General features: G+C 74.0%; 19 protein-coding genes. 16 read left to right on the plus strand and 3 right to left on the minus strand.

Annotation, left to right across the window (positions count from 1 at the left end):
• Positions 1-90 precede the first annotated feature (90 nt).
• From ACZ4M8_RS10250 to ACZ4M8_RS10270, 5 genes are all read left to right on the plus strand, one after another.
• Positions 91-789: an LmeA family phospholipid-binding protein gene (locus tag ACZ4M8_RS10250; RefSeq protein WP_467605152.1), complete on the plus strand. Its 699-nt coding sequence runs from the start codon at positions 91-93 to the stop codon at positions 787-789.
• Positions 790-993: 204 nt separating this feature from the next.
• Positions 994-1,101 (plus strand): Ms5788A family Cys-rich leader peptide, encoded by a 108-nt coding sequence (locus ACZ4M8_RS10255; RefSeq protein ID WP_467605154.1) that lies wholly within the window; start codon positions 994-996, stop codon positions 1,099-1,101.
• A 168-nt stretch (positions 1,102-1,269) separates the two neighbouring features.
• Positions 1,270-2,115 (plus strand): sulfurtransferase, encoded by an 846-nt coding sequence (locus ACZ4M8_RS10260; protein WP_467605156.1) that lies wholly within the window; start codon positions 1,270-1,272, stop codon positions 2,113-2,115.
• Between the two features lie 34 nt (positions 2,116-2,149).
• Positions 2,150-2,437 (plus strand): DUF1416 domain-containing protein, encoded by a 288-nt coding sequence (locus tag ACZ4M8_RS10265; protein ID WP_467605158.1) that lies wholly within the window; start codon positions 2,150-2,152, stop codon positions 2,435-2,437.
• Positions 2,438-2,671: 234 nt separating this feature from the next.
• A complete protein-coding gene (locus ACZ4M8_RS10270; protein WP_467605380.1) occupies positions 2,672-2,899 on the plus strand; it encodes a hypothetical protein in 228 nt (75 codons plus the stop codon).
• Positions 2,900-2,981: 82 nt separating this feature from the next.
• Here ACZ4M8_RS10270 and ACZ4M8_RS10275 read toward each other — a convergent pair whose 3' ends face one another.
• Complete coding sequence (locus ACZ4M8_RS10275) at positions 2,982-4,544, minus strand: MFS transporter (protein ID WP_467605161.1); 1,563 nt, start codon at positions 4,542-4,544, stop codon at positions 2,982-2,984.
• Positions 4,545-4,637: 93 nt separating this feature from the next.
• Between ACZ4M8_RS10275 and ACZ4M8_RS10280 the strand changes: the two genes are divergently transcribed.
• The 7 genes from ACZ4M8_RS10280 (at position 4,638) to ygfZ (ending at position 11,050) form a co-directional block, all read left to right on the plus strand.
• Positions 4,638-5,330, plus strand: a complete 693-nt coding sequence (locus tag ACZ4M8_RS10280; RefSeq protein ID WP_467605164.1) for a FadR/GntR family transcriptional regulator — start codon at positions 4,638-4,640, stop codon at positions 5,328-5,330.
• A 281-nt stretch (positions 5,331-5,611) separates the two neighbouring features.
• Positions 5,612-6,199, plus strand: coding sequence for a heme-binding beta-barrel domain-containing protein (locus tag ACZ4M8_RS10285; RefSeq protein WP_467605166.1), 588 nt, complete (start codon positions 5,612-5,614; stop codon positions 6,197-6,199).
• Between the two features lie 266 nt (positions 6,200-6,465).
• On the plus strand, positions 6,466-7,566 hold the full coding sequence (locus ACZ4M8_RS10290) for a FecCD family ABC transporter permease (RefSeq protein ID WP_467605168.1): 1,101 nt from the start codon (positions 6,466-6,468) through the stop codon (positions 7,564-7,566).
• The gene (locus tag ACZ4M8_RS10295; RefSeq protein WP_467605169.1) at positions 7,566-8,504 is read left to right on the plus strand and encodes an ABC transporter ATP-binding protein; all 939 of its coding nucleotides are present in this window, start codon (positions 7,566-7,568) and stop codon (positions 8,502-8,504) included. Before ACZ4M8_RS10290 ends, ACZ4M8_RS10295 begins: the two co-directional genes overlap by 1 nt.
• 8 nt (positions 8,505-8,512) lie before the next feature.
• Positions 8,513-9,526 carry an ABC transporter substrate-binding protein gene (locus ACZ4M8_RS10300; RefSeq protein ID WP_467605171.1) on the plus strand — a complete coding sequence of 338 codons (1,014 nt, stop codon included), beginning with the start codon at positions 8,513-8,515 and terminating at the stop codon, positions 9,524-9,526.
• Positions 9,527-9,560: 34 nt separating this feature from the next.
• Positions 9,561-10,010, plus strand: a complete 450-nt coding sequence (locus ACZ4M8_RS10305; protein WP_467605172.1) for a Fur family transcriptional regulator — start codon at positions 9,561-9,563, stop codon at positions 10,008-10,010.
• 74 nt (positions 10,011-10,084) lie between these two features.
• A complete protein-coding gene (ygfZ, locus tag ACZ4M8_RS10310; protein WP_467605174.1) occupies positions 10,085-11,050 on the plus strand; it encodes a CAF17-like 4Fe-4S cluster assembly/insertion protein YgfZ in 966 nt (321 codons plus the stop codon).
• A gap of 63 nt (positions 11,051-11,113) precedes the next feature.
• Here ygfZ and dtd read toward each other — a convergent pair whose 3' ends face one another.
• Positions 11,114-11,539: a D-aminoacyl-tRNA deacylase gene (gene dtd / locus ACZ4M8_RS10315; RefSeq protein ID WP_467605177.1), complete on the minus strand. Its 426-nt coding sequence runs from the start codon at positions 11,537-11,539 to the stop codon at positions 11,114-11,116.
• Positions 11,540-11,713: 174 nt separating this feature from the next.
• Between dtd and ACZ4M8_RS10320 the strand changes: the two genes are divergently transcribed.
• The 4 genes from ACZ4M8_RS10320 (at position 11,714) to ACZ4M8_RS10335 (ending at position 15,114) form a co-directional block, all read left to right on the plus strand.
• Complete coding sequence (locus ACZ4M8_RS10320) at positions 11,714-12,400, plus strand: RsiG family protein (RefSeq protein WP_467605178.1); 687 nt, start codon at positions 11,714-11,716, stop codon at positions 12,398-12,400.
• 54 nt (positions 12,401-12,454) lie between these two features.
• The gene (locus tag ACZ4M8_RS10325) at positions 12,455-13,435 is read left to right on the plus strand and encodes an asparaginase (RefSeq protein ID WP_467605181.1); all 981 of its coding nucleotides are present in this window, start codon (positions 12,455-12,457) and stop codon (positions 13,433-13,435) included.
• A gap of 246 nt (positions 13,436-13,681) precedes the next feature.
• A complete protein-coding gene (locus ACZ4M8_RS10330) occupies positions 13,682-14,113 on the plus strand; it encodes an ankyrin repeat domain-containing protein (RefSeq protein WP_467605183.1) in 432 nt (143 codons plus the stop codon).
• A gap of 422 nt (positions 14,114-14,535) precedes the next feature.
• Positions 14,536-15,114 (plus strand): NADPH-dependent FMN reductase, encoded by a 579-nt coding sequence (locus tag ACZ4M8_RS10335; RefSeq protein ID WP_467605186.1) that lies wholly within the window; start codon positions 14,536-14,538, stop codon positions 15,112-15,114.
• Positions 15,115-15,150: 36 nt separating this feature from the next.
• Here ACZ4M8_RS10335 and ACZ4M8_RS10340 read toward each other — a convergent pair whose 3' ends face one another.
• On the minus strand, positions 15,151-16,032 hold the full coding sequence (locus ACZ4M8_RS10340) for a class I SAM-dependent methyltransferase (protein ID WP_467605189.1): 882 nt from the start codon (positions 16,030-16,032) through the stop codon (positions 15,151-15,153).
• Between the last annotated feature and the right edge of the window lie 52 nt (positions 16,033-16,084).

The following is a 16,084-nucleotide window of genomic DNA, read 5'->3' on the forward strand; positions in this document are numbered from 1 at the left end:
AGGCTCGCCGGTGCGCGGGCAGGGGGCCCGTGGCGTACGGAGACGAAGCGAGTGGCCGGGCGGACCGGCCGGGTGTGGGGGAAGGGTTCGATGCGCGCACTGAAGGTGCTGCTGGTGCTGGTCGTGGTGGTCGGCGGGTTGTTCGTCGCCGCCGACCGGGTCGCGGTCAATCTCGCCGAGGACAAGGCGGCGGAGAAGATCCGCGACAGTCAGGGGCTGGCGGCGACCCCGGAGGTCTCGATCAAGGGCTTCCCGTTCCTGACCCAGGTCGCCGGGCGCAGCCTCGACGAGGTCGACGCCGAGTTGGGCGGGGTGAAGGCCAACGCCGACGGCCACACGCTCCGCGTCGACAAGCTGAAGGCGGTCTTCCACGACGTCAAGCTCTCCGACGACTACAGCTCGATCGAGAACGCCGCGTCGGCCACCGCCACCGCCACCCTCTCCTACGCGGACCTGACCAAGGCGTCCGGCGCGAACGTGCAGGTCACGTACGGCGGGACGAAGGACGGCCAGGGCCAGGTGAAGATCTCGCCGGCCATCCCGCTGCTCAGCTCCCTGGAGGTGACCGGCTCGGTCACCGCGCACGGCGACACCCTGCGGCTGCGCGCCGACTCCATCCCGACCATGTGCCGGCTCCTCCCCGGCTGCGCCGACAAGGTCCGCGAGCAGACCGACCACGAGTGGAAGCTGGACCAGCTGCCGGCCAACCTCAAGCTGGACAAGGTGACCGCCGGTCCCGACGGCGTGGCGATCTCCGCGACCGGTACGGACGTCAAGCTCCCCGGCTGACCGTCCCGCCGCCCGGCCCGGACCCCCACCGTCCAGCCGTTGAGACGGCCCATCCCGTACGACAGACCCCCCACCACCCCACCGCCGCCCGGCCCCCGCGAGGGGGCGCCGGGCGGCGGCTTTCGTTTCACTCCTTGGACAATCACATCTCGCCATGTGACACACCGGTGACAGGCCCGGGTTTCCGTCCCTACGATCGACGGCATGCAGAGCGCATCGAGCGGTCTCCGTTCCCGGGGACAGGCGAACCTCACGAAGCGGCGGGCAGTCGACCTGTGCCGCGTCGCCACCATGCTCTGTCGCCCTGTCTGACGGGCCCGCTCCCGTCACCGGCCGGACCGCCCCCCGGCCGCTCCGTCTGATCGCCGTTCCCGTTGTGCCACGCCGCGCCGCGCGCCGCCCTGACGCCGCCGCGCATCCCGGCGTATCCGCGTGCCCGTCCGCAAGCACACCCCCGCAACTGCCCCGGAGGAGAAGAACATGAGCCGCACCGACGTTCTGGTGGACGCCGACTGGGTCGAGGCCCACCTCGACGACCCGAAGGTCGTCCTCGTCGAGGTCGACGAGGACACCGCCGCGTACGACAAGAACCACATCAAGAACGCCGTCCGGATCGACTGGCAGAAGGACCTCCAGGACCCGGTCCGCCGCGACTTCGTGGACCAGGAGGGCTTCGAGAAGCTGCTCTCCGCCAAGGGCATCGCCAACGACGACACCGTCGTCCTCTACGGCGGCAACAACAACTGGTTCGCCTCGTACGCCTACTGGTACTTCAAGCTCTACGGCCACGACAGCGTGAAGCTGCTCGACGGCGGCCGCAAGAAGTGGGAGCTGGACTCCCGCGACCTGGTCGACGGCTCCGAGGTCCCCAGCCGCCCGGCCACCGAGTACAAGGCCAAGGCGCAGGACACCTCCATCCGCGCCTTCCGCGACGACGTGGTCGCCGCGATCGGCACCAAGAACCTCGTCGACGTGCGCTCCCCCGACGAGTTCAGCGGCAAGCTGCTCGCCCCGGCGCACCTCCCGCAGGAGCAGTCGCAGCGCCCCGGCCACGTGCCGAGCGCCCGCAACATCCCGTGGTCGAAGAACGCCAACGACGACGGCACCTTCAAGTCGGACGACGAGCTGAAGGCGCTCTACGAGGCCGAGCAGGTCGACCTGTCCAAGGACACCGTCGCCTACTGCCGTATCGGTGAGCGCTCCGCCCTGACCTGGTTCGTGCTGCACGAGCTGCTGGGCCAGGAGAACGTCAAGAACTACGACGGTTCCTGGACCGAGTACGGCTCGCTAGTCGGCGTGCCGATCGAGCTCGGCGCCAACAAGTAAGTCCGCCCCACCTCTCGACCCTCAAGGAATCCCCATGTGTGGAGCACAGGCCGGCGGCCCCGACGCGTCGACCATCAAGCCCGGTGAGACCACGATCCAGGGCAGCGTGACCCGCGACGGCGAGCCCGTCACCGGCTACGTCCGGCTGCTGGACAGCACCGGCGAGTTCACCGCCGAGGTCCCCACCTCCGCGACCGGACAGTTCCGCTTCTACGCGGCCGAGGGCACCTGGACGGTGCGCGCCCTCGTCCCCGGTGCCACCGCCGACCGCACCGTGGTCGCACAGCAGGGCGGTCTGTCGGAGGTCGCCATCGCCGTCTGACGAGCGCACGCGGTGGGTGCGCGGCGACGGCCGCGCACCCACCGGCCGAAGGGCCGCACCCCGGGGTTGGACGCCATGCGGGGGCGCGGCCCTTCGTGGTGTCGGGGGTACGGCCCGGCGGGAGGCGCCGCGGGCGGGCCATCGGGGCTTCTTTCCGGCGGGGCGCGGATTTACCGTGGAGGTATGCCTCGTTGGCTGCCACCCCGCCGTCGTCATCGCTGGTACTTCGTGATGATGGGGATCTGCCTCACCCTTTTCGTGCTGGCCTGGAGCGTGGTGCGGATGTGGTCGGTGACGGCCGCGGTGGCGATGTGCGTGGTCGCGATGGTCATCCCGCCGGTAGCGGCGATCGTCGCCAACCGCCGGGGCCCCGACGAACGCTGGTGGGACGAGTCCGGCGACCCGGAGTCGGACCGCTGGTGGCGCGAGCTGGACGACCGCGACGACCACCACTCGCACTGAACGCCGCCCGCCCCGTACCCGGACGGCACCGCCGCGCCCGTCGCTCGCACCGTTCCGGTACGTGTCCCGGGTGCGGCCCGGGTCAGCCGCGGGCCGTACGCCGTGACGTCAGGGCCAGTCCGACGAGCAGTTGCAGGACGCCCAGGGCGAGCAGCAGGGTGAGCGGGACGCTCCAGCCGCCCGTGGCGGAGCGCAGCAGACCGACGCCGAACGGCCCGGCCGAGGCGAGCAGATAGCCGGTGCTCTGCGCGAAGGACGAGAGCGCCGCGGTCTCCTGGGCGCTCCGTCCGCTCGTCCCGATGAGCGCCAGGACCAGCGGGAAGGCGCAGAGCCCCAGGCCGGTCAGGACGGCCCAGAGCGGCGGCGCCGCCGACGGCGCGTACAGCAGGCCGAGGTAGCCGGCGCTCAGCGCGGCGCCGACGAGGCAGAAGGCGAGCCGCAGCCGCGCCGGGGTCCGGGTGAGCGGCAGCAGGACGAACGCCGCGGGCACCCCGACCAGCAGCGCCACCCCCAGCAGGGAACCGGCCCGGTCGGCGGGCACGCCGTGATCGGTCAGTACGGTCGGCAGCCAGCCGATCACCGCGTAGCTCGCCAGCGACTGGAGCGCGAAGAACGCCGTCACCAGCAGGCCGAACCGGGTACGTCCGGCCGCCCACGCCGACACGGCGGCGCGCTCCGGGGCGGTACCGGCGCCCCGCCCGGGGCCAGGCCCCACGGCCTCCCCGCGCGGGCACCCTTCCCCGGCGCCGCCCGGGTCCGGCCCCGTCCCGTCCCGGCCCGGCTCCGGGTCCGTCCGGACGGAGCCCGGGGCGAGCGACCACACCGCGAGTGCCAGGAGGGCGGGCAGCGCCCAGACGGCGAGGCCGGGGGACGGGCCGCCGACGAGGTCGGCGACGGGGACCGCGACGGCGGCGGCGAGGGCGGAGCCGAGTGCCATCACCGTGGTGTAGACGCCGGTCAGCAGCGCGACCCGGCCGGGGAAGTGCGCCTTGACCAGGGCGGGCAGCAGGACGTTGCAGAGCGCGAGCCCGGCGGCGGAGAGCACCGTGCCGGCCAGCAGCGCGCCCGTCGACGGCACGGCGCGGACGGCGAGCCCGGCGCCGAGCGCGGCGAGCGCCAGCAGGACGGCGCGCTCGGTCCCGGCACGGCGGGCCAGCGCGGCGCCGGTCGCGCCCACCACCGCGAAGCAGAGCGTGGGCAGCGCCGGAACGAGCGAGGCGACGAACGGTCCGAACCCCAGCTCCGCGCGGAGCTGTTCCAGCAGCGCGGCGGCGGTGGCGACGGCGGGCCGCAGATTGACGGCGATCAGCACGATCCCGGCGGCGGTCAGCAGCCCGGCTCGGGACCGGACGGCGGGCGGGGCGCTCCCCACCGGCTCACCCGGACGGCCCGGAGCGGACGGACCCTGAGCCGGGAGGTCCTGAGCAGGGCCGTCGTGACCGGAGCCGTCGTGAACGGAGCCGTCGTGGCCGGGGCGGCTCCGCGCGGGGCAGTCCCCGGCGGTGAGGTCCTGGGCGGAGCGGTCCGGGCCGGGGCGCGGAGCGGCGGGCCGGACCGGGGCGGGGCCGGGCGGCGGTGTGCGGTGGCCCGCGGTACGGCGGGCGGGCGGGAGGGCGTCCGGAGGCGGGGGTTCGGGTGCGGGCATGGACGGAAACATAAAACGTCCAACCTTTAAACGTCCAACCTTTATCGCCGGGGCCGGTAGACTGCCCGGTATCCCCCTGACAGAAAGGCCCCCGTGACTCTCGCCTCCGCCCGTCGATCGGTCCTGGTCGACGACGTCATCGAGCGGCTGCGCGCCGAGATCACCTCGGGCCGGTGGCCGGTCGGCAGCCGCATCCCGACCGAGGCGGCGCTGATCGAGCAGCTGGGCGTCGCCCGCGGCACCCTGCGCGAGGCGACCCGCGCCCTCAGCCACGCCGGTCTCCTCCAGGCCCGGCAGGGCGACGGGACGTACGTCCGCGCCACCAGCGAACTCTCCGGAGCGCTCCAGCGGCTCGGCAGCGAGCCGGCCGAGGTGCTGGAGGTCCGCCAGGCCCTGGACGTCCAGGGCGCCCGGCTGGCCGCCGCCCGGATCACACCGGAGGAGCTGACCGCGCTCGGCACTCTCCTCGCCGAGCGCGCCGCCGCCTGGCGCGACGGCGACCGCGACGCCTGGATCCGCGCCGACCTCGCCTTCCACCAGGGCGTCGCCGCCGCCGGCGCCAACACCCTGCTCACCGCCTTCTACACCGCGCTCGGCCCGCCGCTGCGCCGCTCGATGGCCGCGCAGTGGGACGAGCCCGGCTTCGACGGTGCGGATCCGCGCGGCCATGAGGAGCTGCTCGACGCCCTCCGGGCGGGCGATGCGGCACACGCCGCCCGCAGCGCCACCGCCAACCTCGACGCCGCCGGCGTCTGGTCCGACGCCCCGCCGCCCGCCCGCGGCTGACGGCGCCCCTCACCGTCCCGTCCGCCGTCCTTGATCCTCCGGCGGGGAACCTCACAGCGCCGACGCGAACGGCGCCGACTAGACTCGTCCACGGTCCGTTCCACCCCACTCCGTCCAAGGAGCACGCCGTGCTTGAGGCAGTCTTCACCACCCTGCTCGTCCTGGTCGGCGTCGGCGTCATCGCCTTCGCCGGTCTGACCTACAAGAAGCTCTACCAGGGTCAGCGCTGACGACCGCCTCCCGACGTACCGCATTGTCCCTCCCACAGATCGCCTGAGCTGATGATCGAGATCCCGTCCGACCTGAACCCGGCCCTCGTTCCCCTGGCCTTCCTCCTCGGCAACTGGGAGGGCGCGGGCGTCGCCGACTTCCCCGGCACCGAGAAGTGCAACTTCGGCCAGCAGGTCACGTTCACCCACGACGGCCGTGACTTCCTGGAGTACACCTCGCACAGCTGGGTGCTCGACGGCGAGGGCGAGAAGGTCCGCCCGCTGGAGAGCGAGAGCGGCTACTGGCGCATCGACGACAACCGCAAGGTCGAGGTCGTCATGGTCCGCGACCAGGGCGTCGTCGAGGTCTGGTACGGCGAGCTGGCCGACAAGAAGCCGCAGATCGACCTGGCCACCGACGCCGTCGCCCGCACCGAGGCCGCCGGTCCGTACAGCGGTGGCAAGCGGCTCTACGGCTACGTCAACAGCGACCTGATGTGGGTCGGCGAGAAGGCCACCCCCGAGGTGCCGCTGCGGCCGTACATGTCGGCGCACCTGAAGAAGGTCGTCGACCTGGAGGAGTGGGCGAAGACCCTGCCCGCCGACACCCCGGACGGCGTCTCGTTCTTCAACGCCGACGGCACCCCGTACGAGGGCTGAGCCCGCTCGGCGGTGTACGGGGCCGGTGCCCCGTACACCGACAACCGCATACGTATGACGCGCCCCGCGGGGGAAGTCCGGTGAGAGTCCGGCACTGACCCGCAACGGTGAGCGGCGCCCCGTCCGGGGCGTCCGCGAGTCCGACCACCCGCGGCGGCGCACGCTCCTGACAACTCGCCGTGGACTGCGAGGGGACGCCCGCGGCGGACGCCCGCGCGGGCCGTGCCTTCACCCGTAGGACGGCCCGAGCCGAAGGCGGACCACCCGTGGAACCGACGCCCTCCCAGGCCACCGCGGACCGCGCCGCGTACGACGCGCCCGCGCCGGTGCGCCGCGTTCCCCTCCCGCCGCTGGTCGCGGCGCTCGTCGTGGTGCTGCTCGGCTCCGTGGTGTGCGGGGTGGCCCTCGGCTCGGCCGGGGTCGGCTGGGGGCAGGTGGTGCGCTACCTGGCCGCCGGGGTGACCGGCGGGACGCTGCCCGCCGAGGACGCCGCGGGCTACACCGTCATCTGGGAACTGCGCTTCCCCCGGGCGCTGCTGGCCGCGATCGTCGGGGCGGGGCTGTCCGCCATCGGCGTCGCCGTGCAGGCGCTGGTCCGCAACGCGCTGGCCGATCCGTTCGTCCTCGGGATCTCCTCGGGCGCCGCCGTCGGCGCCAACGCCGTCCTGCTCTTCGGCGCCGCCGGGGCGCTGGGCGTGTGGGCGCTGTCCACCTCGGCGTTCGTCTGCGCGCTGCTCGCCATGGCGCTGGTCTACGCCGCCGCCCGCACCCCGCACGGCCTGACCCCGCTGCGGCTGGTGCTGACCGGTACGGCGATGTACTACGGCTTCTCCGCCGTGACGACGCTGATGGTGTTCTCCGCGGACCGCGGGGAGGCGGCCCGGTCGGCGGTGATGTGGCTGCTGGGGAGTCTGAGCGGGACGGGCTGGCCGTCGGTGCCGCTCGCCGCCGGTGCGGTGGCCTGCGCGGTGCTCCACCTGTGGCTGGCCGCGGGCCGGCTGAACGCGCTGGCGATGGGCGACGAGACGGCCGCGGCGCTCGGGGTGGACGCCGGGCGGCTGCGGCGGGAGCTGTTCCTGGTGGTGGCGGCGGTGGCCGGGGCGGTGGTCGCGGTCAGCGGGGCGATCGGCTTCGTCGGGCTGCTGGTGCCGCATGTGACGCGGATGCTGGTGGGCGCCGACCACCGGCGGGTGACGGCGGTGGCGCCGCTGCTCGGCGCGGTGCTGCTGGTCTGGGCGGATGTGCTGTCGCGGGTGGTGATCGCGCCCGTCGAACTGCCCGTCGGGGCGATCACCGCGGTGCTCGGCGTACCCGGTTTCGTGCTGCTGATGCGGCGGGGTGGCTACAGCTTCGGAGGGGGCGTCTGATGCGCGTCGACATCGAGGACCTGGCCGTGGAGATCGCCGGGCGGCGGCTGATCCGCGACGTGACGCTGCGCGCCGCGGCCGGACAGCTGATCGGGGTGGTCGGCCCGAACGGCAGCGGGAAGTCCACCCTGCTGCGGTGCGTGTACCGGGCGCTGCGCCCGGCGGGCGGCACGGTCCGGCTGGACGGTGCCGATCTGCACGCCATGGACGCGCGCGCGGGCGCCCGGCTGCTGGCCGCGCTGCCGCAGGAGGGGCAGGCCACCTTCGACTTCACCGTCGCCGAGATCGTGGCGATGGGGCGGCTGCCGCACCAGCGCGGCTCCGGCCGGGCGTCCGCCGCCGACCGGGAACTCTGCGCGCGGGCGCTGGCCCGGGTCGGCGCCGGGCATCTGGCGCACCGCGGCTTCCCCGGGCTGTCCGGCGGCGAGAAGCAACGGGTGCTGATCGCCCGCGCGCTGGTCCAGCAGCCGCGGGTGCTGGTGCTGGACGAGCCCACCAACCATCTCGACATCGCCCAGCAGCTGGAGGTCCTGACGCTGGTCCGCGACAGCCGGCTGACGGTGCTGGCGGCGCTGCACGACCTCAACCTCGCGGCGCAGCACTGCGACGCGCTGTACGTCCTCGACGGCGGCCGGATCGTCGCGTCCGGCGCCCCGCACGAGGTGCTCACCGCCGCGCTGCTCGCGGACGTCTTCGGCGTCCGCGCCCACCGTGTCCGCCACCCGGAGACCGGCGCCGTACAGCTGCTCTTCGACCGGCTGCCGGAGCGGCGGGACGGGGCGGACGGCCCGGGGAGCGCGCCGCCGGACGGGCCGTCCGGCCCCTCATCCGGCCCGGACGCCGCCCCGCCGGACGCACCCGCCCCGGACGCTCCGGGCACCCCGCACGCCCCGGACCACGGTCCGGAGTCCGCCGCCCCCTCCCCCGCCCCCAGATGAGGCCCCGTATGCTGCGCCGTTCCGCCGCTCTGCTCTCCGTGCTCGCGCTGGCTCTGACCGGGTGCGGGGCGAAGATCTCCGCCGGTAAGGGCGGTGACCGCGAGGACGCCGCCGGGTACCCGGTCACCGTCGAGAACTGCGGTACCGACCTGACGTTCGCGAAGAAGCCGTCCCGGGTCGTCACCAACGACGTCGGCATCACCGATCTGATGCTGGCGCTCGGTCTTGAGGACCGGATGGCCGGGTACGTCATGCCGTCGTACCGGGGCCACATCGAGAAGGTCGCCTGGCGGGACGCGTACGACAAGGTGCCGTGGCTGTCGAAGAAGGCGATCACCAAGGAGATCGCGCTGGACGCCCGCGCCGATCTCGTCCTCGCGGGCTGGAACTACGGCTTCGGCGAGGGCAACGACCTCACGCCCGCCTCCCTGAAGAAGCTCGGCATCGGGGCGTACGTGCTGACCGAGTCGTGCCGCAACGGCGGCTCCGGCAGCGCCCGCGGGGTGATGCCGCCGCTGGAGGCGCTCTACACCGATCTGACCAACCTCGGGAAGATCTTCCACGTCGAGGACCGCGCCGCGAAGCTGGTCGGGGAGTACCGCGCGCAGATCGCCGCGGTCCGCGCCGCGCACCCGAAGGACGGGAAGAAGCCCTCCGTCTTCCTCTACGACAGCGGCACCGACAAACCGCTGACCGCGGGCGCCTTCGCCGGTCCCGACGACATCATCACCAAGGCGGGCGGCGTCAACCTCACCAAGGACCTCAAGGACACCTGGACCACCGTCGGCTGGGAGACCGTCGTCGAACGCGACCCCGACGTCATCGTGATCAACGACTACGGTGCGCCGAGCGCCGCGCAGAAGAAGGACTTCCTGCTCCACTACGGGCCGCTGGCGAACGTCTCCGCCGTGAAGAACAAGCGGATCTTCACGCTGGACTACGCCGACCTCGTCGAATCGCCCCGCAACCCGGCGGCGGTCCGCGCGCTCGCCCGCTATCTCGCCGCCGGGCCGCACGACTGACGCCCGGCCGGGCGGCGCTCCTTACACTGGGGGCGTGGTGAGCACCGACTGGCAGAGCGACCTCCGCAAACGCGGCTACCGGCTGACGCCCCAGCGTCAGCTCGTGCTGGAAGCCGTCGACAGACTGGAGCACGCGACGCCGGACGCGGTCCTCACCGAGGTCCGCAAGACCGCGCGCAGCGTGAACATCTCCACCGTCTACCGCACGCTGGAGCTGCTGGAGGAGCTGGGACTGGTCTCCCACGCCCACCTCGGACACGGCTCGGCCACGTACCACCTCGCCGACCGCCACCACCACATGCACCTGGTCTGCCGGGACTGCACGGATGTGATCGAGGCGGATCTGTCGGTGGCCGAGCCGTTCGCCGCCACGCTGCGCGAGCAGTTCGGCTTCACCACCGACCTCAAGCACTTCGCCATCTTCGGCCGCTGCCGCGGCTGCACGGAGCGGGCCGCCCGGCAGGCGGAGGACGGCGGGGCGTAGGGGCGTCGTCCCCCGGGGCCTGGCAGCCGCGCCCGCGATCCCGGCGGCCGGTGGCCGGGCCGTAGGCTGGCGGCATGAAGAGTTCCCTGCTGTCGCTGCCCGGCGCCGTCCCCGCCGAGGCCCCCGACGAAGGCGTCGCCGCGCACTACGGTGACCTCTTCCGCGAGCAACGCGCGCTGGCGGACGGCTCGGGTTTCGTGGACCTCTCGCACCGCGGCGTGGTCACCGTCACCGGGCCGGAGCGGCTGAGCTGGCTGCATCTGCTGCTCACCCAGCACGTCAGCGAGCTGCCGCCGGGGCGGGCCACCGAAGCGCTGATCCTCTCCGCGCACGGCCACATCGAGCACGCCCTCTACCTCGTCGACGACGGGGAGACGACCTGGATGCACACCGAGCCGGGCGACCAGGAGGCGGTGATCGCCTATCTGGAGAGCATGAAGTTCTTCTACCGCGTCGAGGTCGCCGACCGCACCGCGGACCTCGCGGTGGTGCATCTCCCGGCCGGTTCGATCACCGAGGCGCCCGAGGGCACGGTGGTCCGCGAGACGCCGCACGGCCGGGACCTCCTCCTGCCGCGCGGCTCCCTGGACGCGTTCGCCGCGGCGCACGGCCCGGCGATCGGCGTCCTCGCGCTGGAGGCGCTGCGCGTCGAGGCGCACCGCCCGCGCCTGGGCCTGGAGACCGATCACCGGACCATCCCGCACGAGCTGGGCTGGCTGGAGAGCGCGGTTCACCTCCAGAAGGGCTGCTACCGCGGCCAGGAGACCGTCGCCCGCGTCCACAATCTGGGGAAGCCGCCGCGCCGCCTGGTCTTCCTGCACCTGGACGGCAGCGAGGTGCATCTGCCGCCGCACGGCACGCCGTTGCGGCTCGCCGCCGACGGGCCCGAGGGCCGGCAGATCGGCTTCGTCACCACCTCGGCCCGCCACCACGAGCTGGGCCCGATCGCCCTCGGCCTGATCAAGCGGAACGTCCCCGTCGACGCGCCGCTGGACGCCGCGGGCACCGCCGCGGCCCAGGAGGTCGTGGTCGCGCCGTAGGGCGCCCCCGCGTACGGCGACGGCCGCGGTCCTCATCGGAGGGCCGCGGCCGTCCGCGTACGGTCACACCTCCACGAGCACCGTGAACGGTCCGTCGTTGGTGAGCGACACCTTCATGTCGGCGCCGAACCGGCCGGTCTCCACCCGGGCGCCGAGGGCCCGCAACTGGGTGACGACCTCGTCGACGAGCGGTTCGGCGACGGGTCCGGGCGCGGCCGCGTTCCAGGTGGGGCGGCGGCCCTTGCGCGCGTCACCGTAGAGAGTGAACTGGCTGATGACCAGCAGCGGGGCGCCGGTGTCCGAGCAGGACTTCTCGCCCTGGAGGATCCGCACCGACCAGAGCTTGCGGGCGAGCTGTGCCGCCTTGCCCTCCGTGTCGTCGTGCGTGACGCCTACCAGCACGCACAGTCCCTCGCCGACGATCTCGCCGACCGTTTCGCCGTCCACGACGACGCACGCGCCGTCCACTCTCTGCACCACTGCTCGCATACCCGCCATCATGCCGGGGCCTTCGAGGCGTTCGGACAGCCGTGCCCCTCCGGGGGCCGTTCGGGTGTCATGGCCCTGCATACGGACCGCCCAGAGTGGCACGATGCGTGCACGTGGTGCGTTTCATGGACAACATGCCCTGGATGCCGCACCGGACGAGGGGACAAACCACTCATGAGCACTGCCGGCGCCGGGCGGATCCCCGGTCCCGTACCACCCGCCCGTACGACCCCGAGTGCCGCTCCGGCACCGACCGCCGCCCGTTGGACGACCCTGGCGACGGCCCCGGCCGACGGCCCCCGCACCGAGGATGGCCCCATGCTCCAAGCCGGCCGGTCGCAGCACCGTCCACCGCAGCAGCGCGACCGCTTCCACCCCGTCGACCAGCCGGACCTGACCGCCCCGACCCTGGCCGAGCTGCGGGTGCTGCGACGCGACGCGCAGCGTGAGGAGGCCGATCTGAGCTATCTGCGGCGGCTGCTCCAGGGCCGGATCGACATCCTGCGGGCGGAGCTGGCACGCCGGGCGGCGCCGCTGCCGCCGCTGCTGGACCGGCTCCCGGAGATCCTGGCGGACGTCCCCTCCCGCCACCGCTCGTCCGCCCGGCACGTCACGGTCGGCACCCCGCACGGCGAGGAGTACCGCAGGCTCGCCGACGACATGCTCGGCGAGGTCGAACTCTCCGATCTGGGGGCGCGGACCGACGGGGAGCTGACGGAGGCGATGACCCGGCTCGTCCGGTACGAGCAGCAGGTCTCCGGGCGGCGGCAGTCGCTCCAGCGGATGGCCGACGATTGCAGCAGCGAAATCACCCGCAGGTACCGTGAAGGGGAAGCACAAGTAGACGACCTGCTGTCCTGACCTGGCCACCAGCCTTCCGGGGAGGACCGGTCCCGTTCCCGGAAGGCTTAACCGATGTCTTCGTCCCGCCCGATATCCGCCCCTTCGGATGCGCCGTACGCCCCGGTCCTCGCCGAGGTCGTCCGCTCCGGTTTCGTCGAGGGGCGCCACCGCGGCTCCCTGGTGGTGCTGGCCGCGGACGGCGGCGTCGAGACGGCGCTCGGTGACGCCGACGCCCCCGTCTTCCCCCGGTCCGCCAACAAGCCGATGCAGGCCGCGGCGCTGCTGCGGGCGGGCCTGGAACTGTCCGGCGAACGGCTCGCGCTGGCGGCGGCCAGCCACTCCGGTGAGGCGTTCCACCTGGATCTGGTCCGGACGATGCTGGACGAGTTCCGGCTCGACGCGGCGCAGTTGCAGACGCCGCCGGATCTGCCGCTCGACCCGGAGGAGGCCGAGCTGTACCTGGCGTCCGGGCAGGTCCGCTCGCCGCTGACGATGAACTGCTCCGGTAAGCACACCGCGATGCTCGCCGCCTGCGTCGCCAACGGCTGGCCCACGGAGAGCTACCTCGACCAGGACCACCCGCTCCAGCGGCTGGTGCTGGAGTGCGTGCGCGCGGCATCCGGCACGGAGGTGGCGCACATCGGCACGGACGGCTGCGGCGCGCCGCTGATGTCGCTGTCGCTGACCGGTCTGGCCCGCGCGTTCCGGACGTTCGTGCTGGCCGAGGAGGGCACGCCCGAGCGGCGGGTCGCCGACGCGATGCGGGCGCACCCCGAGTACGTCGCGGGGACCCGGCGCCCGGACACCTGGCTGATGCGGGAGCTGCCCGGCACGCTGTCGAAGATGGGCGCGGAGGCGGTGCAGGCGCTGGCGCTGCCCGACGGCCGGGCCCTCGCCTTCAAGATCGACGACGGGAACACCCGCACCCTGGGCCCGGTGCTGGCCCGGGTGCTGCGCGGGATGGGCGTGGACGCGCCGGTGCTGGCGCGGATCGAGGACGTCCCGCTGACGGGCGGCGGCGTCCGGGTCGGCGAGGTCCGGGCGGCGTTCTGAGCGGCGGGGTGCGGCGGGGCCGGGAGCGGCGCCCGGTGAGGCCGGGAGCGGCGCCCGCCGTGGTCCGCGCGCCCGCCGGGCCCCGGCCGGCCGTCCGGCGCCGCGGCCGTCCGGCCTTCCGGACGGGCGTTCCGCTCGCGTGGGGTTCTCCGGCCGTACGGCGTTGGCCTGCACAAAGGGCCGGGCGGGTGCCTACAGTGGCGGCGACAGTCAGTTGGTGACGATCACAGCAGGAGGCCGGCGATCATGAGCGACGCGCAGACCGGACCGCAGGGGCCCGAGGCGACCGAGCACGCCCACGACCCCGAGGTGCTACAGCTCGCGGCCAAGGTCTTCGACCTCGCGCGCCACGGGGACACCGACACCGTCGCCGCGTACGTGGACGCCGGGGTCCCGGCCAACCTCACCAACGACCGGGGCGATTCGCTGGTCATGCTGGCCGCGTACCACGGCCACGCGGCCACCGTCGAGGCGCTGCTGCGGCGCGGCGCCGACGCCGACCGCCCCAACGACCGCGGTCAGACGCCGCTGGCGGGCGCGGTCTTCAAGGGTGAGGACGAGGTCGTGAAGGTGCTGATGGAGCACGGCGCGGACCCGGCCGCGGGCACGCCGTCGGCCGTCGACACGGCCCGGATGTTCCAGAAGACGGAGCTGCTGAAGCTGTTCGGAGCCGCCTGAGCGGACGGATGCCGTCCGGGCGGGCGGATCACCGGGGCACGGGCCCCGGGCGGAGCGGGACCGGGCCGGGGTGCGGCCCGGTCCCGCTGTGGTTCGCAGGCGGTGTCCGGGCGCCTTCGGAGCGGGCCCGTCGCGACACCGGTGCCGGGCGACGTGGGAGTGAGGGCCCGGGGCGTCCCCTCCCCCGGCCGCGCAGGGGTCTGAGCGGCCTTCGGGCCGGGCCCCGGCGTCTCCTCGGCAGCCCTGGGCGGAAGGGCGGACACCGGGCGGCGCGGGGTCGCGGACCGGACTCGTCGGCGGCGGACGGAGGGTGCGCCACCCGCCGGTTGACCTCAAGTCAACTTGAGGTTCTAGCGTCGGTCCCGACGGCGGCGCCGCCCCGTCGCGCCACGTACTCCCGCTTCCGCTCCGGAGGAAAAACCATGTCCGAAACGTTCGCTCCCGCCCGGCACACCCTCGCCGTGCTCGTCGCCTCCACCCGGGAGGGCCGGTTCGCGCCGGTCATCAGCGGTTGGTTCGCCCGCCGGGCCGCCGCTCACGAGCACCTCGACGTCGACATCATCGACCTGGACGCGGTCCGCCCGTACGAACTGCGCCACGGAACACCGGAGTTCGAGGAGTTCGCGGGGCGCGTCGCGGCCGCCGACGCCTTCGTGGTGATCACCCCGGAGTACAACCACTCCTTCCCCGCCCCGCTCAAGCACGCCATCGACCTGCTGAACCCGCAGTGGCACGCCAAGCCCGTCGGCTTCGTCTCGTACGGGGGGATCTCCGGCGGGCTGCGGGCGGTCGAGCAACTGCGGCTGGTCTTCGCGGAGTTGCACGCCACGACGGTCCGCGAGACGGTCAGCTTCCCGCTGGCCTGGTCGCTCTTCGACGAAACCGGGGAACTCCACGACCCGGCTCCCGCCACCAAGGCGGCCGACACCCTGCTGCACCAGCTCACCTGGTGGGCCCTCACCCTCCGCGAGGGCCGCGCCGCGCGGCCGTACGGCGCCTGACACGGGGCGCGCCCGGCACCGGGCGCGCCCCGCCGCTCAGCCCGTGCGCCGGGCCACCGCCACGTGCACGGCCATCGCGCACGGGATGCGGCCGTCGGGCAGCGCCGTCGGGGCGGTGGCGGCGGTGAAGCGGGCGCGCAGCTCCGCGACGGTCGCCGCGTCCAGCGGGGCGAGGTCGTAGAGCCCGCCGACCGTCCGCCACACCGTCTCCGGCGGCGCGGTCAGGTCGATCGGTACGCGCTCCCAGGCCACCGGGGTGAACCCGGCGGGCCCGAAGACAGCGTCGAACCCCTCACGGTCGCGCAGCCGCCGGTCGCCGAGGCGGGGGATGCGGCGCTCGGGCGGCGCCGCGTCGAGCACCGGTCGCAGCAGCCGCAGGAACTCCGCGTACGCCCCGCCCCCGGCCGGCCCACCGCCGATGACGGCGGCCAGCCTCCCGCCCGGTGCGAGGACCCGGGCGATCTCGGCGGCGACCCGCTCCACCCCGTCCATCAGCATCAGCGCCATGTGCGAGACGACACCGTCGAACGCGCCGTCGCGGAAGGGGAGCCGGTCGGCGCTCCCGGTGTGCAGCTCCGCCGTCGTGAGCCCCGGACGGCAACGGGCCAGGGCCAGCTCCGGCGCCGACAGGTCGAGACCCGCGACGCGTCGGCCGGGGGCGGTCGCGAGCATGTCCAGCAGCAGGCCGTCGCCGCAGCCCACGTCCAGCACCCGCCGCCGCCCGGCCATCGCGTCCCGCAGCAGTTCGTAACTGGACCGGCCGTCGGGCGCGCGGCCGTGCGCCATGGTGCGGGCGGTGACCGCCGGGTGCGCGGCGTGGAAACGGCGGAGGAAGGCGGCGGCGTCGCCCACGGCGCCAGGGGCGGACGGATGCGCGCCGCCTCCGGCGGCCGGGGCGGAGCCGCCGTCGGGCGACATCCCGGTACCGCCGCCGGACGACGTCCCGGTACCGCCGCCGGTGCCCGGCGCT

The organism is Streptomyces sp. NPDC027185 (genome assembly GCF_055567035.1).